Raw genomic sequence first — 18,895 nt, forward strand, 5'->3', positions numbered from 1 at the left:
AAGTTCCCGCCCCCGGCCGGGCGTCACACTTCGTTCATTATTCGCCACGCCCGGGCGCGCGGCTACCGGCGCTGGTGGCGGCGCAGCTGGGTGGAGGCGATCGAGGCGATCAGGGACAGCGCCGCGAGCACCGCGAAGGCGAGTTGATAGCCCGATACCGGAGACCAATCGGAAGCCGTTGCGCGGGAAAGGATTACGGCGACGACCGCGACTCCCACCGCACCACCGATGCGTTGCAGGATATTGACGAAGGCCGCCGCGTCGGGAAGTTGATCCGGGCGGACCGCGGCATAGGCCGCCGAGACCAGCGGCATGCCCGCGAGTGCGGTGCCAACTCCCGCCGCGAACAGCAGCAGCTGCACGACAACGAGATTCGCGTCCTTCGGCAGGAACACGAACGGCAGCAGCGTGACGGCCACGCCCAGATTGCCGAAGATGGCGATGACGCCGCCACCGAATCGGTCCGCCAGGCGGCCGCCCAGGGGCAGGGTGATGACACCGCCCGCACCGAAGGCGATGAGCAGCACGCCCGTGCGGATCAGGCCGTCACCGTGCAGTACCTGGAAATACAGCGGCAGCAGGACCATGACGCTGAACATGGAGGCGCCCGCGAAGAAGCTGGCGGTGTTCGCCGCGGCGAAGACCCGATTGGAGAACATGCGGACGTCCAGCAGCGGCCGGACGCTGCCCGCGGTACGGAAGACGAAACCCGCGAGCGCGACCGCGCCCAGGAGCACCGGCAGCCACACCGATAGCGCTGTGACGGAACCGGTTTCGCCGATATCCGACAGACCGTAGACGACCGCGGACACACCGCCGCCCGCCAGGATCAGACCGATGACATCCAGCGATTGCGTCGGCGCGCCCGGCCCCAGCGGGAGAAAGCGCAGACCGAGCGCGAACCCGATCAGACCCAGCGGGATATTGATCAGGAACAGCCACTGCCAGCTCCAGTGCGCGAGCATGAGACCGCCGACGGTCGGGCCGAGGGCGGGCGCGCCGACCACGGCGATGCCGACCACACCCATGACCCGGCCCATGCGCTGCGGTCCGGCGGCCTGGCCGAGGATGGTCTGACCCGCGGGAATCATGACTCCCGCCGCCAGGCCCTGGAGGACGCGCAGGGCGATGAGCCATCCGGCCGAACCGGCCAGGGCGCAGAGCCCGGAGGTGATGGTGAAGGCGAGCATGGCCCCGAGCCACAGCCGTCCGACGCCGAAGCGACGGCCGAGCCAGCCGCAGACGGTCAGCGACACGCCGAGGGCCAGCAGATATCCGCTGGCCACCCACTGAATCGTGGCGAGCGAGGCGTGCAGGTCCGCGCCGATGGTGTGCAACCCGATATTCACCAGCGAGGTGTCGAGCATGCCCATGATCGCGCCGAACACCACCACCGCGGCGGTGCGCCAGACATACGCGGGGATCTTGTCGGATACGGCGGGAGCCGCGGGGGCGGTGGGGACATCGGGTGAATGAGAGGTATTGGGGGCGTTGGTATCCGGGCGCGTTCGCGTCATCGGATGACTCCTTCGAATGTACTTGAGCTTCCCAATTGCAGACTCTAACAATGATTGAGCTACTCAACAATAGATATAATCCGCAGGTGACCGAGAGCCGCGACTACTACCCCCGTGACCTGCTGCGCTATCCGACCTACGCACTCGGCAAGCTGCACAAGGCCATGCACGTCGAACTGGGGACCCCGCTGCGCGAGCACTGGGTGCTCACCTACCTGTCGGAATTCAGCGAGATCTCCCAGCAGGAGATGGCCGACGCCCTCGGCATCGACCGCAGCGAGGTGGTCCGCCTGATCGACAGCCTGGAGAAGTCGGGCCTGGTCACCCGCACCCGCGATCCGGAGGATCGACGCAGGTACCGGCTCGCCATGACCAATGCGGGGCGCACCCTACGCGATGAGACCAATGCCCGGATCACCGTGGCGACCGACAACCTGCTGCACCGGCTCAGCCCGGCGGAACGCGAGACGCTGCACCGGCTTTCGCTCAAGGCGCTCGGTTACGACCTCGACGACCTCTGACCGATACGCCTGATCTGCCCGGATGCCCGTCCGGCCCGGCAACCGGGCGACTACCGTGAACGGGTGCCCTCTCGACCGCGACTACCGCGTTTACCCCAGCTCACGCCCGCACTGGACGCGCATCGCGGCTACACCCAGCACGAGATTCTGGACGAACTCCGCCGGCTGATCCTGGGCGGCAATCTGCCGCCGGGCACCGGTATGCCGCTGGGCGAATTGGCGCGGCAGTTCGGGGTGAGCGCCATTCCGGTGCGGGAGTCGCTCCAGACGCTGATCGGTGAGGGCCTGGTCGAGCATCGGCCCAATTTCGGCTATCAGGTCACCCTGTTGACCGCCGCCGAACTGCGCGAACTGTATGTGGTGCGGGAGAGCCTGGAGGCCGCCGCGCTCGTCGCGGCGGTACCGCGCGCCACCGGCGAGGACCATGACCTGGCGCGCGAGACCCATGCCCGGCTCGAACGCGCGATTCTCACCGAGGACGCGGTGGCCTATCACCGCGAGACCCGCAACTTCCATCTCGCGCTGGTGCAGCCGTCCGCCATGCCGCGGGTGGTGCACATGCTCGAATACGCCTGGAATATCACCGAACCGGTACAGCCCATGGTGCACGCCAGCACCGCCGATCGAGTGGTGCTGCACGCCGATCACTCCAAGCAGCTCGCGGCCTTCCTGGCGCGGGACGCCGAAGCGCTGTTGGACGCCACGGCGGCACACCATCTGCGACTCAACGGAGTACTGTCGCGACTGCCCACCGACACCGGACTTTTTGCGGATTCCGCAGGTCGGAAAGATATATAGTTTCAGCAACACCCGGGCAATACCGGCTCGATAACGTCGCGCACACCCTTTGTTCCGAACGCCGGAACCCGATGAGATCGGATGTGCGACATGCCTGACATCGTGGCGCCGCCATCCGCGCCCCCGAGGCCGACGCGACCGCCCGCACCCGTATTCGAAGATCGGTGACAACCATGCGAATTCGAGTCGTCAATCCCAACACCACCGTGGCCATGACCGATGTGGCCGCCGCGGCCGCGCGGGCCGTGGTCGCGCCCGGCACCATTGTCGAGGGGATCACCTCGGCAATGGGACCGGCATCCATCGAAAGTCATTACGACGAAGCGCTTTCGGTGCCGGGACTGCTCGCGGAGATCGCGCGCGGTGAGGCCGAGGGCGTGGACGGCTATGTCATCTCGTGTTTCGGCGATCCGGGATTGGACGCGGCGCGCGAGCTCGCGCACGGACCGGTGATCGGTATCGCCGAGGCCGCCATGCAGGCCGCCAGCCATTTCGGGCGCGGGTTCAGCGTGGTCACCACGCTGGCGCGGACCTCGGGCCGGGCCGCGGAATTGGCCGAGCGGTACGGCATGGAGCGCTTCTGCGCGGGCATTCACGCGTGCGAGATTCCGGTGCTGGAACTGGAGGATCCCAAGGCGCGCATCGTGATCGCCGATGCCTGCCGCGATGCGGTGCACGCCGACAACTCCGATGCCATCGTGCTCGGCTGCGCGGGCATGGCGGATCTGTGCGAATACCTGACCCGCGAGGTCGGCGTACCCGTGATCGACGGTGTCGCCGCCGCCACGCTCACCGTGCAATCCCTGATCACCATGGGGCTGCGCAAATCCGGGCGCGGGGAGTACGCCGCACCGCTGCCCAAGCAGTACACCGGCCTGCTGGCCGACTTCTCCCTCGACAGTCAGGAGGCGCGTAAGTGACCTTGCCCGCGTACGTACTGGGCGATATCGAAGGCCGGTTGCGGTCGATCGATACGGAACTGGCGCAACGCTATCCGGGTGATCGGGCGGGACAGCCCATTCACACCGCGTACGTGAGCGCGGCCGACGCCACGCCCGAACTGCCGAAGGAATGGGGCGCGACCGCCATCGAACTGGCCGGCAAGCACAGCGCTGTGCTGACCGAACTGGGCGGGCCGGACGCACTGGCGCGCACGCTGAATGCCCTGCGCTGGCGGCCCATTCAGGATCTGCGGCTGGATTTCGAGGACGGGTACGGTACACGCGGCGATGCCGTGGAGGATCGCGACGCGCTGCACGCCGGTGCGGTGCTGGCGGCGCTGCCCGCCGAGGTGGTCTCGCGCGGTATCCGCATGAAGGGGCTCACCACGCTCGAATGGGCGCGTGCGGTACGCACTTTGGAGAAGGTCCTGGAAGGCGCGGGCGGGGTGCCCGACGGATTCGTGTTCACCATTCCCAAGATTCGCTCGGCCGATCAGGCCGAGGCGGCCGTACTGCTGTGCGAGGCAATCGAATCCGCGCACGGGCTGCCCGAGCGATCGTTGAAGTTCGAATTGCAGATCGAGAGCCCGCAGGCCGTGATCGCCGCCGACGGCACCGCGACCGTCGCGCGCGCCATTCACCGCTCCGCCGGACGCTGTACCGGATTGCATTACGGGACATACGATTACAGCGCCGCCTGCGGTATCGCACCGCAATTCCAGTCGCTGGAACACCCGGTGGCCGATCACGCCAAGGCCGTCATGCAGGCCGCCGCCGCGCAAACCGGCGTCTGGGTGTGCGACGGCTCCACCCAGGTGCTGCCGCTGGGCACCGATGACGAGGTGCGCGCCGCCCTGGCTCGGCACTACCGCCTGGTCACCCGATCCCTCGAGCGCGGCTACTACCAGGGCTGGGATATGGGCCCCGGCCATCTGGCCACCCGCTGGCTGGCCACCTTCGCCTTCTATCGCACCGCTCTCGAGGTGGCCGCGCCCCGCATCGGCCGCTACCTGGATCGCCAGGGCGGCGCGGTGGTGGACGAACCGGCCACCGCCCAGGCCTTGGCGACCGTCGTGCTGCGCGGATTGGACTGCGGCGCTTTCGGTCCCGACGAGGTGACCGCGCTGGTTCCGGCCGCGACGGTCACCGTGCTCCACCAGTTGCGCGAAAGGAAAATGCCTTCACTATGACCGCCGATACGACTGATTTCACCCTGCTGCCCGATCTGGCTGTGCGCTCGCTGGGTGGGGCGGTGATCTGGGCCAATGACGAATCCTTCGCCGAGCGGGAGAATCTCATCCGGCCGGAGGAATCCACCTATCAACCCGCGACTTTCGGGCATAAGGGGCAGGTGTACGACGGGTGGGAGACCCGGCGGCGACGGGGGGATTTCGGGGACTCGCCCGACTCCGATGACTGCGATATCGCGATCGTGCGGCTGGGTGTGCCCGGGGTGATTCACGGGGTCGTGGTGGACACCGCGTGGTTCAAGGGCAACTATCCGCCGGAGGTGTCGGTGGAAGCCATTGCGCTGGAAGGATATCCGTCGGCCGAGGAGGTTGCGGGGCTGGACGGGTGGACCACCATCGTCGCGCGGGCCGCGGTGAACGGGGACAGCCGCAATCCGTTCCCGGTGGATTCCAAGCAGCGGTACACCCATGTGCGGTTGCGCATGTTCCCGGATGGCGGCGTGGCGCGGCTGCGGGTGCACGGGATCGCCAAACCCGAACTGCGGTGGCTGGATTCGGGGCCGTTCGACCTGGCGGCACTGGAGAACGGCGGGCTCATCGCGGATTGCTCCAATCGCTTCTACTCCCATCCCGAGCAGATTCTGCTGCCCGGGCGGGCGCGGTCCATGGGGGACGGCTGGGAGACCGCGCGGCGGCGTACCCGGGACAATGATTGGGTGCGAGTGCGTTTGGCGGGTGAGGGCGTGCTCACCATGGCCGAGATCGATACCTCGTACTTCCTGTTCAACAGTCCCGGAGCGGCGTCGCTGACCGGTATTCGCGCCGACGGCTCCGAGGTGGAGTTGTTGCCGCGCAACGTACTTCGGCCCGATACCCGGCACCGGTTCGCCATCGACTCGGACGCAGCCGTGGTCGAGGTACGCCTCGATGCCTTCCCGGACGGCGGCCTGGCCCGGCTGCGCCTGTTCGGCACCCTGACCCCCGCCGCGCGGGCGGAGCTGGAAGGTGAACTCGCATGAGCGATTTCGATCTGAACTATCCGCGGGATATGGTCGGCTACGGCCCCAATCCCCCGCATCCGCACTGGCCCGGCGAGGCCAATATCGCGGTCAACTTCGTCCTCAACTATGAGGAGGGCGGGGAGAACAATGTGCTGGACGGGGATGCGGGCTCCGAGACGTTCCTGTCCGATATCGTTCCGGCGCAGGCGTTCCCGAACCGGCACCTGTCCATGGAGACCATCTACGAGTACGGCTCGCGCGCCGGACTGTGGCGGGTGCTGCGGCTGTTCGAACAGCGCGATATCCCGCTGACCATCTTCGGGGTGGCGCGGGCGCTGGAGCGCAATCCGGAAGCCGTCGCGGCGTTCAAACGCCTCGGGCATGAGATCGCCTGCCACGGATTGCGCTGGATCTCCTATCAGATGTCCGATGCGGAGACCGAGCGCAAGCATATGGAAGAGGCGGTGGACATCATCACCCGTCTCTTCGGTGCGCCGCCGCGCGGCTGGTACACCGGGCGGGACTCACCGCAGACCCGGGAGCTGGTCGTCGAACACGGTGGCTTCGCCTATGACTCGGACTCGTACGCGGATGATCTGCCGTACTGGGTGAAGGTGGGCGAGCACGACCAACTGGTCGTGCCGTACACCCTGGAAACCAATGATATGCGGTTCTCCTCCCCCGCCGGTTTCGCCAACGGTGACGAGTTCTTCGCGTACCTGCGCGATGCCTTCGACGTCCTCTACGCCGAGGGTGAGGCGGGCGCGCCCAAGATGCTGTCCGTCGGCCTGCACTGCCGCATCGTCGGAAAGCCCGCTCGCGCAAAGTCTCTGGAACGCTTCCTGGACTACGTGCAGTCGCACGACAAGGTGTGGTTGACCCGCCGCATCGATATCGCCGACCACTGGCGCAAGGTGCACCCGCCGCAGTAGGACAACCCCCTCGTCATCCCGGCATGCTTTTGGCCGGGATCCACACAGTCAAGGCATGTTCGGCCCGGTGTGGATCCCGGCCAAAAGCGCGCCGGGATGACGGGGTATGGGCGCGATCAGGATTGCTGCGCCGCGCGCTCCTGGCGTTCCAATTCCACTGCGCGGCGCATGACTTCGCGGGCGCGGGTGCGGTCGCCCGCATAGTCGTAGGCGCGGGCGGCGCGGTAGTTGGTGCGCCAGTTGTCCGGGTCGGCTTCCCATTCGACCTTCACGCGCTCGAAAAGCTGATCGGCGGCTTCGCGTTCCAACCGTCCCGAAGGACGCCGGGGCAGGTCGGAGGTGTCGAGTTCCAGACCTTCGGCGTGGATCAGTTTGGCCAGGTGCTGGTGGGCGAAGGCCGCGCGCACGCTCGACGCGACGATCCAGACGCCGAGCAGTGGGAGCAGCAGGACGCCGACGCCGAGGATCGCGGCCGGGATCGAGCCCGAGCTGATCAGGCTCAGCGAGATCTTGCCGAGCAGCAGGAAGTAGAAGCCGAGGATCAGCACCAGGGCCGCGATGAACGCGACCCTTTTGCCGACCTCACGGGAGTTGTTCGCGGGCGCGGTCACCGGCCGGCCCCGTTCGGGCTCGAATCCCGGCGGTGCGGCATCGCCGTGTCGCTCACAGGTCCAGCAGGGCGTCGATGCCCACGGTCAGGCCGGGGCGCAGCGGGGTCTTGCGCGCGCCGAGCAGGACGCCGGGGACGAACGAGGTGCGGTCCATGGAGTCGTGGCGGATGGTCAGGGTTTCGCCCTGGGTGCCGAAGAGCACTTCCTGATGCGCGACCAGGCCCGCCAGGCGCACCGAGTGCACGCGCACGCCGTCGACATCCGCGCCGCGCGCGCCGTCGAGTTCCTGGCTGGTGGCATCGGGGCTGCGGCCCACGCCCGCCTTCTCGCGGGCGGCGGCGATCATGCTCGCGGTGCGGAAGGCGGTGCCGGACGGGGCGTCGGCCTTGTTCGGGTGGTGCAGTTCGATGACCTCGACCGAATCGAACCAGCGCGCGGCCTGTTCGGCGAAACGCATGGTCAGCACCGCGCCGATGGCGAAGTTGGGTGCGATCAGGACGCCGACCTCGGGCTTGGCGGCGAGCCAGCCGCGCACCCGCTCCAGGCGTTCGGCGTCGAAACCGGTGGTGCCGACCACGGCGTGAATGCCATTGGCCACCAGCCACTCCAGATTGGGCATGACCACATCGGGATGGGTGAAGTCGATGACCACCTCGGTGCCCGCCGCGGTGAACGTCTCCAGCGCATCGTCCTTGTCGACCTGGGCAACCAGTTCGAGATCGGCGGCCGCCTCGACACCGGCGCAGATCGCCTGCCCGACCTTGCCGCGCGCTCCGAGCACACCCACCCGGATACGGTTCGTGGTCACCACGTCTCCTCACATGCCTCTACCTGAACAAAAAGTCTGATGCGAGCCTATCGGGTCGCCGGGAAGAGTCGGGGAACCCCCGTTACCGTGGGCGTATGCGATCCGGCACACCCGGCACGGCCCGCCCGTCCCACCGTCGCGCGGCCACGAGGGCAACTGTTCAGCTTCCGGCCAACCGGCCGTCGAATACGCCCGGTAGGCATCGCCTGTGAGAATTCGCCGTAGTACCCCCAGCGCGCTCGTCGCCGTCGCCGTGTGCGCCGCTGCCCTGGCCGCCTGCTCCTCCTCGGACTCGGGCGCCGACTTCACCGCGACCAAGGACCAGCCGCTGGTCATCTCGCTCGATGACTTCCTGGCCAAGACCGGCGGGACCGCGGCGGTGGCCATCGCGGACCCGCAGCACGGCAAGATCACCCGCAATGTCGACGGTTCGGTGATGTACACCCCCGCCGCCGGATACACCGGTTCGGACAGCATCACCGTCACCACCACCGATGCGGTCAAGCTGTACACCACCGATATCAAGCCGCTGGGCACCTTCGGCGGAATCACGGTGCAGGGCAGCGGTTTCGGCTCCTCGTTCGCGCCGGTCCCGGGTTCCAAGGACGAGTTCTACGGCCTGACCGACCGCGGCCCGAACGTGGACGGCAAGGGTAAGAACGAAAAGCTGGTCGCGGTACCGGATTTCACGCCCTCGATCGCCAAGTTCAAGATGGTCGGCACCCGCGCGGTGGTGGAATCCACCATCGCACTGAAGAATCCGGCCGGTCAGCCGTTCAACGGCCTGGTCGACACCTCGGCCACTACCGGTGAGACCATCAAGGATCTCGCGGGCAATGTGCTGCCGCCCACCGATCACGGTATCGACAGCGAGGGCCTGGTCGCCCTGCCCGACGGCACCTTCTGGGTCTCGGACGAATACGGCCCGTTCATGGTGCATTTCGACGCCAAGGGCACCGAACTCGAGCGCCTCGCGCCGGGACGCGGTCTGCCCAAGGAACTTTCGCTGCGCACCCCGAATCAGGGCATGGAGGGGCTGACCATCACCCCCGACGGCAGCACCCTGGTGGGCATCATCCAGTCCGCGCTCAATCAGCCGGGTGTGGGCAACGCGCGTGAGGTGCCGATGACCCGCATCGTCACCGTGGACCTCAAGACCAAGGCCACCAAGGAATTCATCTACCCGCTGGAGAACCCGAAGGAGAAGCTCGCGGTCTCCGAGATCACCGCGCTGAGCGCCACCACCTTCGTGGTCGACGAGCGCGACGGCAACAAGGCGCCCAAGGCCAACAAGAAGCTGTGGACCATCGATATCAGCAATGCCACCGATGTCGGCCCGCAGTCCAAAGTCGCGGGCGCGCAGTACGATCCGGAGAAGGGTCTGCTCATCGACGGTAAGCCGATCGAGGTCTACGTCGGCACCGTGAGCACCGCCGACGGCGTGGCCGCCCTGCAGAAGGCCGGTATCACCGCGGTCGCCAAGAAGTCGAACCTGGATCTGGGCGGACTGCTGGACGGGCTGAACCCGGACGGCAAGTTCTTCGGCCACGACAAGGTCGAGGGTGTGGCCACCACCGACGGCGGCAAGACGCTCTACATCTCCGATGACAGCGACTTCGGCGTCGAGGGCGCGACCGGCGATCAGCCGCCGTTCGGGCTCAAGGCCAAGATCCTGCCGAATGGCGTGCAGGACAGCGGCGAGATCCTCGCGGTGGACACCACCAAGCTGCCCGCGAAGACGCAGACCAAGACGATCAACCTGACGGTCAAGTAGCAGCGCACCCCTTCGTCATCCCGGCATGCTTTTGGCCGGGATCCACACAATCTGTTGCGGCACAACAGGTGTGGATCCCGGCCAAGAAGCGCGCCGGGATGACGGGGGATTCAGTCGAAGATGACGACCTGGCGCAGGGCGTGACCGGCGGCGAGTTCGTCCATGCCGGTGTTGATGTCGTCCAGGGTGATGCGCGAGGAGACCAGGCGCTCCACCGGCAGCTTGCCCTCGCGCCACATGCGGACGTACTCCGGGATATCCCGCGCCGGAACCGCGGAACCCAGGTAGCTGCCGATGATGGAGCGGCCCTGGGCGACCAGGCCCAGCGGGGAAATGCTCGCCATCGCCTCGGGCGCGGGCAACCCGACCGTCACGGTGGTGCCGCCGACGGCTGTCGCGGCCACCGCGGTCTCGAAGGCGCGGATATTGCCCGCCGCCTCGATCACGACCTCGGCCTGAATGCCCTGCTCGGCCAACTCCGCCGGGGTGTAGGACGCGGTCGCGCCCAATTCCATGGCGATCTTCAACTTCTCCGGCACGGTGTCGACCGCGATCACGTCGCGGCCGGTGCCCTCGCGGATGGCAGCGGCCACCAGCACCGCGGCCATGCCGACACCGCCCAGGCCCACCACCATGATGCGATCGGCCGGACCGGGCTTGGCCGAATTCAACAGTGCCCCACCGCCGGTCAGCACCGCGCAACCGAGGACGGCCGCCACGTCCGCCGGGACGTCGTCCTCCACCGGGACGACCGAATGCCGGTCCACCACCGCGTGCGTGGCGAAGGCCGACACGCCCAGATGGTGGTGCACCTCCTGACCGTCGCGCAGCAGTCGCCGTCCGCCGTTCATGAGCTCACCGGCATTGTTGGCCATACTGCCCGGCAGGCATGGCGTGCGGCCCTCGGTGGCGCAGCCCGCGCATTCCCCGCAGCGCGGCAGGAAGGTCATGACCACGCGCTGCCCGACCGCGATATCGCTCTCACCGGGACCGACCGCCTCGACCCGTCCGGCGGCCTCGTGCCCGAGCAGCATGGGTACCGGGCGCACCCGATTCCCGTCCACCACCGACAGATCCGAGTGGCACAGTCCGGCCGCCTCGATGCGCACCAGCAGCTCGCCGGGCCCGGGTTCACCCAGGTCGAGTTCGCTGACGGTGATCGGTTTCGACTCGGCGAACGGAGCCTGCGCCCCGATTCGTTCCAGGACAGCTCCACGAATCCTCATGCGCCCGACGCTACTCCACCGGCTGGCACCGAACCGGAAGTACAACCTTCCCAGACAGTTGGAAATCTGCTTCGATGGAGTCGGATAGGAGCACATATGCCCAGCACTTCCCTCACCACCGGCAACCGCGCCCTCAATCAACTGGTGACCGGATTCTTCGGAAACGTCGCCCGCGCCTACGACACCGCGGCGCTACAGCAGGCCGTCTACAAACCGCCGCAGGATCAGATGATCAAGGAACTGCGCGCGGCCAAATCCCGTCGGATCGCCGATATCGGTTGCGGCACCGGCATTCTCACCACCCGCATCGCCCGGGAGCTACGGCCGGAGGTGGTGTACGGGGTGGACGCCTCCACCGGCATGCTGGCCCAGGCCCGCGCCCGGTCCAGCGAGGTGCGGTGGGAGCATTCGGCCGCCGAACACCTGCCGCTCGACGATGGTGAATTGGATGCGGTGGTCTCCACCAGCGCGTTCCATTTCTTCGACCATCCGGTGGCGCTGCGCGAGTTCCAGCGTGTGCTGGCCCCCGGCGGGCTGGTGGCCATAGCGACCATGCATCCCTCCGCGCCGACCGCGCGGCCGATTCAGCGGTTGACGCGCAGCCCGCTCTTCCCGGCGCACGCGCCCTCGCCCCGGGAGACCCGGAAGCTGCTGGAGGACGCGGGTTTCCGGGTCGTCGATCAGCGAAAAATCGACCGGCCGATCCCGTCCTGGCTGGTTCCCGACGTCATCACCGTGGGACGGCGCGCCTAGCGCACACCGGGTTTGTCGCCACCGCGGAAACACACCGTCATCTGGCGTTTGTCCCACACCACCCAGACCGCGCCGTTACCGTCACGGGGGCAGCCGGAACCGTCGGTGGTGTTTTCGAAGACGGCGGTGGCCTGCACTATGTGCTCACCCGGGGTGGCGCAGTCCACCTTGGCCGGCTCATCCATATGTTCTGTGTCGTAACAGAATCCAGCCCGCCAGTCGAACGCCAGGCACAGGTGATAGAGCTGTTTGCCCGCGCGGTCCTTACGGCTGGTCTCGAGCTTGTAGAGCGGTCCGGCGCAGGGGGCCGGACCGGTTTGCAGGACCCGGTAATTCGCGTCGAAGGTACTGCAGTCCGCGGGCGCGGGACTACCGGGTTTCCAGGTGGGGCCGCCATCGGCATCGGTGGCGGCCTCCATCGGAACCTCAACGCAGTCACCGGGATTCAGCAGTGACAGCGGATCCGGGGCCGCGGGTTTCGGATTGGCGGTACTGGTGGGGATGCCCGCCTGAACCAGGTCGGGGGCTTCGGGCAGCGCGGTGCCCGCGACGGTGTCGCCGAACAGCGCCGACGGGACCAGGGACGCCGCCGAAGCCATTGCGAGCCAGCCGAATCCGCCGAGTGCGACGGTGAGCACGACCAGCCAGCGTTTACCGCGTGCCGCCGGATTCCAGGAGCGTCCGGCCTCGCGCTCCGAAGCGATGGCGAAGAATCCGACTACCGCGGCCGCGAACAACAGCGCGGCCGCCCGCCCCACATCGGCCCAGTCCACACCCAGCGTCCCCACCACAATCCCCTAGATCGGTACCCTCGCAAACTATCGCACGCCACAATACGAGAGCAATCCGACAGATCCGTCGCTCACACCGAGGCGTGCATCCCGGCCGGAAGCACGCCGGGATGACGGGGCGGCTAACTCGTGAGTTCCTCGGCCTTCTCGGACTTGTCCGCCGGAATCGGGGGCCACTGTTCCGGGCGGATATTCGCGGGTTTGGCGGCCGAACTGCCCTGCCAGTCGAAGTGCACACCGACCCAGGCCTTCGGACGTTCGAAGCAGATCTCGCGGGCGTCGAACGAGGCGCGCCGGAAGTTGATATCGCCGAAGAAGTCTCCGCCGTTGAAGGTGATCAGGCGGCCGCCGAAAACGGCGTCGGCGAAAGACACCTTGCCGTGGTACTCGGCGCGGGCGAAGGTGATCTCCTCGGTGCGGCCCGAACCCCAGCGGGTCGCGGTGCCCAGATTCGCGCAGTCGAACGCGGTGGTCTCGGCGTAGAACCGGGCGGCGGTGAAAACCACTCGGGCGCCGGTGAATTCGGCCCCGGTGAAGGTCACCCGGTCACCGTCGAACACGGTGCGCTCGAAACTGGTGAGCTGGGCGGTGAATTTGGCGTTGGCGAAGCCGCCGCGCTCACCGGCGAAGGTGGCGCGGTCGAATGCCGTTCGCGCGCCGCCGAATACGGCGTAGTCGAAGTTCACCGGACCGCCGAAGGTGGCGTCCACGAAGGTGGTTCCCGAACTCTTGCGGTCGGCCCGGCCGACCCGGTTGTGCTTGAAATTCACATGTTCGAAGGAGGTGCTGCCGCCCCGGAACATGGCCCCGCGGAAGGTCACTCGCCGCCCGAGGAACGACGCGCCCTCGAAGGTGGTGTCGCGACCGCCGGTGAAGGAGGCATTGGTGAAGCGGGTGCTGTGACCGGCGAAGATCGCACCCCGGAAGTCCGCGTTCTCGAATACCGCGTCGGAGAAATCGAAATCCGAGGCGGACCAGGAGACATCGGCCGAGCGCCGCAGTCGTTCGGCGATCACCCGGACGATGGTCTCGCGTACCTGCCGGTCGTTCTGCCGGTAGTTGTAGACGCGTTCCACCGCCGTCCCGGAATCCTCGATGCGCTGGGATTTGGAGACCAGATGACTCGCGCCCTCATCCGGCGCGTACGGCAGTCGCAGATATCCGCACAGCACATCGATGCACTGCTGCCGCCGACCACGCACCGAGAACTCGTCGGCGACGCCCGCCAGCGCGTACACGCCCGCAATGCGCACCGCCACATCGGAATTGCCGAGCTGCGAGGCCGCCGCACCGAATAATTCCGCGAACCGGCCGCGCTCCAGATCGCGTTGCCGCCGGTAAGCGACGACCAGCGCCACCGCCGCGCCGACGCCCGCGGTGATACTGAGCGCGATCTTGGTCAGATCCAGCTGATTCGGCGTCTCCGCCTTCGCACCCAGGGCCAGCCACAACATCCACCAGGTGAACGCACCGATGGCCAGACCACCGGCCACCGCGATCAACACCGAGAGCAAGAGCGCCGACCGATGAACTGTCCGGTTCAGCATCCCGCCGAACCAACCCCACCGTCGCATAGCGGAAGGATAACGATCCGGCTCCCGCGCCGCGCGGGGTGTGTGGATTCCCACTCCGCGGCAAGCGATTTCGGCCGTGACACGGGTCGGCCCGCCCGGCAGGTCGCCGGGCGGGCCGAGAGATGTTCGGGCGCTGACGAATCAGGCGGCCTGCCGCCGCAGACCCAGTCCCGCGGCACCCAGGCAGGCCAGCGATACCGCGACGACGAACCAGGGGAAGACGGTGGTCAGGCCCCAGGTGGTGGCGGCCCAGCCCGCGACCACGGTCGGCAGGGCCATGGCGGTGTAGGCGAGCAGGTAGTAGGCGGACATGGTCTCGCCGCGCTTGTGCTGGGGCACCACATTGGACAGGTGCCGCAGTGAACCGCCGAAGCCCAGGCCGAAGGTCGCGCCGAGGGCGAAACCGGCCACCAGCACCAGCACCCAGTTGTGGGTGGCCAAGGCCGGAATGGTGAGCAGCAGGGTGACTGCCATACCGATATCGCCGATGATCGCGGCGCGCCGGGCGGTGATATTGGTGGCGAAGTACTGCGCGGCCGCACCGGCGGTGGCCGTGGACGCCACCACCGCGCCGCCGAATACGAGATTGTGGATGCCGGTCTTGGCCGAGGCCAGTGACGGGTACAGCGAGAGCAGCACGCCCAGTACCGACCAGGCCGCCATCACACCGAGCGCGGAGAACCAGAAGTCGCTTCGAATCTCCTGCGGCACAGCGGGCTTGGCGATGGTGATGCGTCCGGCGGTGCGCGCGGTATGCGGTTCGCGCAGGGCCAGCACGCCCGCGCCGATGGCGAGGCAGGCCAGGGTGATCACGACATACGGGGTGCGCAGCGGATGCGGGGCGTACTGCGCCAGCAGCGCGGAGCCCAGAATCGCCACCGCCATACCGACATTGAATGCGACACCGGACAGCTGCCCGGAGCGCGCACCCTCTTTGGGCCGCATATCCAGCAGCGCCGCCGCACCGGCCACGACGGTCGCGCCGACCGCGAAACCGTGCAGGGCACGCGCCACCAGCAGCATGGCCACATTGTCGGCGAACAGGAAGACCACCAGGCCCGCGATCATGATGCCGAAAGCACCGAGCAGCACCGGCTTTCGGCCGACCACATCGGAGATGCGACCGGACACCAGCACCGCGACCAGGGCCGCGACCGCGTAGACGGCGAAGACGAAGGTGGTGGTCAGCGGCGAGAAATTCCAGGCCTGCTGATACATGCCGTAGAGCGGTGCGGGCGCTCCCGAAACGCCGAGCGCTACGCCGCTGGCCGCGAGGACGAGCGCGTAGGCCCATTTCTGGTTGCCCTGTTCGGCTCGAGTCGCAACCGTCACTACCGCTGCCATCGAGCCCTCCATCAGGTAAGTTTGATTCTTATCGAACTTGACCCTACTCCTGGTTCGATGAACGTCAAACCACTTATCGAGTGAGGTAGCTCATGACCGAGACCGACGCGAAGCTCCCCGTGGCGCCGCTGCCCACGGTGCTGGGCGCGCTACAGGACCCGGTACGCCTCGAAATGCTGCGCCGCCTCGGCAATGCCGGCGGCGAACCCGTGCGCTGCAGCGCGCTCTACGAGGTGGTCAGCAAGTCCACCGCCGCACACCATTTCAAGATCCTGCGCGAGGCCGGGCTCACCGAACGGCTCACCGTCGACGGGCAGACCTGTCAGCGACTGCGCACCGGCGATATCGAAACCGCCCTGCCCGGACTCCTCGACGCCGTCATCGGGGCGGCGAACCGGCTAACCGAGTGACCCGGAACGCCCCCGTGCGCTAGCGTCGGCGGATGCGCATTCGTGCGGCCACGACCGACGACCTCCCGATCCTGCAGGACATCGAAGACGCGGCCGGAGAACCCTTCCGGACCGTGGGCATGATCGAGATCGCCGATGACGCCCCGCCCTCGATAGAAGTACTCGACGAATATCGCCGCGACGGGCGGGCCTGGGTCGCCGTCGACGATGACGGCGACACCCCGATCGCCTACCTGATCAGCGAGGAAGTCGACGGCACCGAACATATCGACCAGCTCTCGGTGCATCCGCAGGCCGCGCGGCGCGGCATCGGCGCGACACTGATCGACCGGGCCGCCGACCACGCCCGTGCCCAGGGGCTGACCGCGCTCACGCTCACCACATTCACCGAAGTGCCTTGGAACGCACCGTATTACGAGCGCCTGGGCTTCCACATCGTGGACGACGCCGAGCTGACGCCCGGACTGCGCAAGATCCGGGCGCGCGAAGCCGAACACGGCCTGGACCGCTGGCCGCGCACGGTCATGCGACGCGACCTCTGAGGGTGCGTAGTTCCGTGACGGTGCGGAGGCCGTGACGGGCGACTGCACGACACTTCGGAGTTCGCGGCGGTGCGGTCAGGCCGGCCGCGCCGCCAGGCACTCCTGGACGCGGGCCAGTTCGCGGAGGCCGCCGAGCATGCGCGGGTCATCGCCGGAGGCGAAGACGCAGGCGTCGATGGCGGCCAGGCGGACGCGGGCGTCGGGGTGCTCGTACATGATGCGGCGCACCCGCTCCAGCTGTGCGCCGCGGGACACCCAGACCAGGAGTTCGGCAGCGCGCGCCTGCTGCTCGCCGTCCGCGTCGGCGAGCCAGACGAAGCGCTCCAGCTCCGTCATGGAGGTGCGCTCGCGCAGCGCGCCGAGCAGCGAGAGCACCGCCGGGATATCGGATACCGGTCCACTCGATCGGAACATGGTGTCCCCCTTTCGAGCCGTCAGGTCACCATGTGCCCAGCCTGCTCCCATACGGACCGTACGGCCTGAGTAGCGGACCACTCGTTTCCGGGCACACGAGTCCCGCACCGCCGCGAGTTGCCTACGCGGCGGCGGGTTTTCAGCGCAGAATGCCCGCTCCGGTGGCCGCGTTGATCCACGCCGGGAACTCGGTGAGCAGGCGATCGTAGAGTTCGGGATCGGTGATCTGGTCGATATCGTCGACGGCGAAGAAGCCGACATTGTCGACGCGGCGGCCCGCCATGGTGTCCAGGCGCTCCAGCACGCCGTATCCCGAGCGGGTGCCCAGGCCGACGAACTGCCAGAAGATCGGCTCTTCGACCGCGGCCCGCAATTCCTGCTCGATCTCGCGGTTCTTGTAGACGCCGCCGTCGGAGAAGAACAGCACCAGCGTCGGCCCGTGCTGCGGGGTGGCGCGCACATAGTTGCGCACCTCCGCGATGACCTTCTGCTCCTCGTTCTGAATGCCGACGGCTTTCATATCGACCTGACCGGGTTGCAGATCGCGGCCGCGCTTGCGACCACCGAACAGCGAGAGCTGACCGCAGCGCACATGCAGCGAAATCCACTGCGGCATATCGGCAATGGTGAGATCGGGCAGCCGCGCCGGATTGCTCGCGAACGTCCACGCCTGCATCGCGCCATTGTCGTCGAGCTGCGCGGCGACCGCCGCCATCCGCTCCACCACGCGGTGCACCAGCTGCTTGTCGTACAGCGGCGTCATCGACCCGGAGGCGTCCAGCACCAGGATCACCCGCGCGTTCAAATGCTGCACGCCATGCTTGGCCAGGCTCACCGCGACCTGTTCCTTGCGCAGCGACAACCGCTTCCGCATATCGACCGGCAGCTGCTCCTCCCCCTTGGTCAGCCGAATCGCGGGCTGACCACCCGGCTGCGCGAACTGCTGCGGCGCGGGCTGATATCCCGGAGGCGGGGGCGGCTGGTACGCCGGAGGCTGATGGGCCGCAGGCGGCGGCGTATACGAAGCGGGTTGCGGCGCACCCGGATACGACGGCGGGGGCGGCATCTGCGATCCCTGCGGCACGGGCGGCGGAGCGTACGCGGGAGACTGCGGCGCGGGCGGCGGAGCGTAAGCGGCAGGTTGCGGTGAGTACGGCGCGGGCGCGGGCTGCGCTGACGCGTCATCGTCCACGGTGATCCCGAAATCCGTTGCCAGTCCGGCCAATCCGCTGGACCACCCCTGCCCGACGGCCCGGAACTTCCAGGCCCCGCTTCGCCGATACAACTCCCCGCACAGCATGGCGGTCTCGGGTCCGGCAGCGATATCGAAGCGCGCGATCTCGGCCTCGGTAGCGGCGTCCACCACCCGCAGATGCAGCCCCGGCACCTGCCCGAAGGTCCCGCCATCGGCCGACGCACACAGTGCGATTCGCTCGATATCCGGCTGTACCCCGGCCAAATTCACTTCCAGCGCATCGAAATCCCCGCGCTTACCGAGATGCCGCACCGCGCCGCTGGGATGCCCCGGCTGGTTGTAGAACACGAAATCCACATCGTTGCGCACCTTCCCCGCAGCGGTGAGCAATAGCGCGGAAGCATCAACGGCGGGCACCCCGGGTCCCCCCGACCACGCCAGCACGGCTCGAACGGCATTGGCGGCCACGGGGACATTGGCCCCTTTGCTGAGAGTCGTCACCCGAGCCAGTCTGCCGCAAATCGGCCGTCCGGGCAGCCGACCTCACCTTCTC

19 protein-coding genes are annotated in these 18,895 nt (G+C 67.7%); 10 read left to right on the forward strand and 9 right to left on the reverse strand.

The window, feature by feature from the left end:
• Nucleotides 1-62 precede the first annotated feature (62 nt).
• Nucleotides 63-1,517, reverse strand: a complete 1,455-nt coding sequence (locus ACFVUS_RS11520; protein WP_387764032.1) for a DHA2 family efflux MFS transporter permease subunit — start codon at nt 1,515-1,517, stop codon at nt 63-65.
• An 86-nt stretch (nt 1,518-1,603) separates the two neighbouring features.
• Between ACFVUS_RS11520 and ACFVUS_RS11525 the strand changes: the two genes are divergently transcribed.
• From ACFVUS_RS11525 to puuE, 6 genes are all read left to right on the forward strand, one after another.
• Nucleotides 1,604-2,038, forward strand: a complete 435-nt coding sequence (locus ACFVUS_RS11525) for a MarR family winged helix-turn-helix transcriptional regulator (protein WP_387764034.1) — start codon at nt 1,604-1,606, stop codon at nt 2,036-2,038.
• A gap of 63 nt (nt 2,039-2,101) precedes the next feature.
• A complete protein-coding gene (locus tag ACFVUS_RS11530) occupies nt 2,102-2,836 on the forward strand; it encodes a GntR family transcriptional regulator (protein WP_387764036.1) in 735 nt (244 codons plus the stop codon).
• A 173-nt stretch (nt 2,837-3,009) separates the two neighbouring features.
• Nucleotides 3,010-3,756, forward strand: coding sequence for an aspartate/glutamate racemase family protein (locus ACFVUS_RS11535; RefSeq protein WP_387765511.1), 747 nt, complete (start codon nt 3,010-3,012; stop codon nt 3,754-3,756).
• Nucleotides 3,753-4,967 (forward strand): DUF6986 family protein, encoded by a 1,215-nt coding sequence (locus ACFVUS_RS11540; protein ID WP_387764038.1) that lies wholly within the window; start codon nt 3,753-3,755, stop codon nt 4,965-4,967. Before ACFVUS_RS11535 ends, ACFVUS_RS11540 begins: the two co-directional genes overlap by 4 nt.
• On the forward strand, nt 4,964-5,986 hold the full coding sequence (gene alc / locus ACFVUS_RS11545; protein WP_387764039.1) for an allantoicase: 1,023 nt from the start codon (nt 4,964-4,966) through the stop codon (nt 5,984-5,986). Before ACFVUS_RS11540 ends, alc begins: the two co-directional genes overlap by 4 nt.
• Nucleotides 5,983-6,900, forward strand: a complete 918-nt coding sequence (gene puuE / locus ACFVUS_RS11550; RefSeq protein ID WP_387764041.1) for an allantoinase PuuE — start codon at nt 5,983-5,985, stop codon at nt 6,898-6,900. Before alc ends, puuE begins: the two co-directional genes overlap by 4 nt.
• Before the next feature lie 116 nt (nt 6,901-7,016).
• On the opposite strand, the gene ACFVUS_RS11555 is transcribed toward puuE, so the two are convergent.
• Together ACFVUS_RS11555 and dapB are read right to left on the reverse strand one after the other, a co-directional pair.
• Nucleotides 7,017-7,511, reverse strand: a complete 495-nt coding sequence (locus tag ACFVUS_RS11555) for a hypothetical protein (protein ID WP_387764043.1) — start codon at nt 7,509-7,511, stop codon at nt 7,017-7,019.
• A gap of 52 nt (nt 7,512-7,563) precedes the next feature.
• Complete coding sequence (dapB, locus tag ACFVUS_RS11560; protein ID WP_387764045.1) at nt 7,564-8,319, reverse strand: 4-hydroxy-tetrahydrodipicolinate reductase; 756 nt, start codon at nt 8,317-8,319, stop codon at nt 7,564-7,566.
• A gap of 208 nt (nt 8,320-8,527) precedes the next feature.
• Between dapB and ACFVUS_RS11565 the strand changes: the two genes are divergently transcribed.
• Complete coding sequence (locus ACFVUS_RS11565; RefSeq protein ID WP_387764047.1) at nt 8,528-10,093, forward strand: esterase-like activity of phytase family protein; 1,566 nt, start codon at nt 8,528-8,530, stop codon at nt 10,091-10,093.
• A 110-nt stretch (nt 10,094-10,203) separates the two neighbouring features.
• Here ACFVUS_RS11565 and ACFVUS_RS11570 read toward each other — a convergent pair whose 3' ends face one another.
• Entirely contained in the window at nt 10,204-11,319 is a 1,116-nt protein-coding gene (locus ACFVUS_RS11570) for an alcohol dehydrogenase catalytic domain-containing protein (RefSeq protein ID WP_387764049.1), read from the reverse strand.
• A 96-nt stretch (nt 11,320-11,415) separates the two neighbouring features.
• On the opposite strand from ACFVUS_RS11570, the gene ACFVUS_RS11575 reads away from it, so the two are divergent.
• Entirely contained in the window at nt 11,416-12,072 is a 657-nt protein-coding gene (locus ACFVUS_RS11575) for a class I SAM-dependent methyltransferase (RefSeq protein ID WP_387764051.1), read from the forward strand.
• Here ACFVUS_RS11575 and ACFVUS_RS11580 read toward each other — a convergent pair.
• The 3 genes from ACFVUS_RS11580 to ACFVUS_RS11590 form a co-directional block, all read right to left on the reverse strand.
• Nucleotides 12,069-12,860: a hypothetical protein gene (locus ACFVUS_RS11580; protein WP_387764053.1), complete on the reverse strand. Its 792-nt coding sequence runs from the start codon at nt 12,858-12,860 to the stop codon at nt 12,069-12,071. The two genes, ACFVUS_RS11575 and ACFVUS_RS11580, sit on opposite strands and share 4 nt — an antisense overlap.
• A 125-nt stretch (nt 12,861-12,985) precedes the next feature.
• Nucleotides 12,986-14,437 carry a pentapeptide repeat-containing protein gene (locus ACFVUS_RS11585; protein WP_387764055.1) on the reverse strand — a complete coding sequence of 484 codons (1,452 nt, stop codon included), beginning with the start codon at nt 14,435-14,437 and terminating at the stop codon, nt 12,986-12,988.
• A 141-nt stretch (nt 14,438-14,578) separates the two neighbouring features.
• Nucleotides 14,579-15,781 (reverse strand): MFS transporter, encoded by a 1,203-nt coding sequence (locus ACFVUS_RS11590; protein ID WP_387764057.1) that lies wholly within the window; start codon nt 15,779-15,781, stop codon nt 14,579-14,581.
• Nucleotides 15,782-15,873: 92 nt separating this feature from the next.
• Here ACFVUS_RS11590 and ACFVUS_RS11595 point away from each other — a divergent pair, with 92 nt between their 5' ends.
• Nucleotides 15,874-16,191 carry an ArsR/SmtB family transcription factor gene (locus ACFVUS_RS11595; RefSeq protein ID WP_387764059.1) on the forward strand — a complete coding sequence of 106 codons (318 nt, stop codon included), beginning with the start codon at nt 15,874-15,876 and terminating at the stop codon, nt 16,189-16,191.
• A gap of 32 nt (nt 16,192-16,223) precedes the next feature.
• Complete coding sequence (locus tag ACFVUS_RS11600) at nt 16,224-16,733, forward strand: GNAT family N-acetyltransferase (RefSeq protein ID WP_387764061.1); 510 nt, start codon at nt 16,224-16,226, stop codon at nt 16,731-16,733.
• 75 nt (nt 16,734-16,808) lie between these two features.
• Here ACFVUS_RS11600 and ACFVUS_RS11605 read toward each other — a convergent pair whose 3' ends face one another.
• Entirely contained in the window at nt 16,809-17,147 is a 339-nt protein-coding gene (locus tag ACFVUS_RS11605; protein WP_387764063.1) for a hypothetical protein, read from the reverse strand.
• A 139-nt stretch (nt 17,148-17,286) separates the two neighbouring features.
• Entirely contained in the window at nt 17,287-18,843 is a 1,557-nt protein-coding gene (locus ACFVUS_RS11610; protein WP_387764065.1) for a VWA domain-containing protein, read from the reverse strand.
• Nucleotides 18,844-18,895 lie beyond the last annotated feature (52 nt).

It is taken from the genome of Nocardia sp. NPDC058058, assembly GCF_042885355.1.
Taxonomy (GTDB): domain Bacteria; phylum Actinomycetota; class Actinomycetes; order Mycobacteriales; family Mycobacteriaceae; genus Nocardia.

What these genes read in the sequence shown, in the direction of transcription:
- ACFVUS_RS11520 (WP_387764032.1), bottom strand. Translation starts at nt 1,517, where the DNA reads ATGACGCGAACGCGCCCGGATACCAACGCCCCCAATACCTCTCATTCA.
- ACFVUS_RS11570 (WP_387764049.1), bottom strand. Translation starts at nt 11,319, where the DNA reads ATGAGGATTCGTGGAGCTGTCCTGGAACGAATCGGGGCGCAGGCTCCG.
- ACFVUS_RS11585 (WP_387764055.1), bottom strand. Translation starts at nt 14,437, where the DNA reads ATGCGACGGTGGGGTTGGTTCGGCGGGATGCTGAACCGGACAGTTCAT.
- ACFVUS_RS11595 (WP_387764059.1), top strand. Translation starts at nt 15,874, where the DNA reads ATGACCGAGACCGACGCGAAGCTCCCCGTGGCGCCGCTGCCCACGGTG.
- ACFVUS_RS11590 (WP_387764057.1), bottom strand. Translation starts at nt 15,781, where the DNA reads ATGGCAGCGGTAGTGACGGTTGCGACTCGAGCCGAACAGGGCAACCAG.
- ACFVUS_RS11535 (WP_387765511.1), top strand. Translation starts at nt 3,010, where the DNA reads ATGCGAATTCGAGTCGTCAATCCCAACACCACCGTGGCCATGACCGAT.
- alc (WP_387764039.1), top strand. Translation starts at nt 4,964, where the DNA reads ATGACCGCCGATACGACTGATTTCACCCTGCTGCCCGATCTGGCTGTG.
- puuE (WP_387764041.1), top strand. Translation starts at nt 5,983, where the DNA reads ATGAGCGATTTCGATCTGAACTATCCGCGGGATATGGTCGGCTACGGC.
- ACFVUS_RS11600 (WP_387764061.1), top strand. Translation starts at nt 16,224, where the DNA reads ATGCGCATTCGTGCGGCCACGACCGACGACCTCCCGATCCTGCAGGAC.
- ACFVUS_RS11605 (WP_387764063.1), bottom strand. Translation starts at nt 17,147, where the DNA reads ATGTTCCGATCGAGTGGACCGGTATCCGATATCCCGGCGGTGCTCTCG.
- ACFVUS_RS11575 (WP_387764051.1), top strand. Translation starts at nt 11,416, where the DNA reads ATGCCCAGCACTTCCCTCACCACCGGCAACCGCGCCCTCAATCAACTG.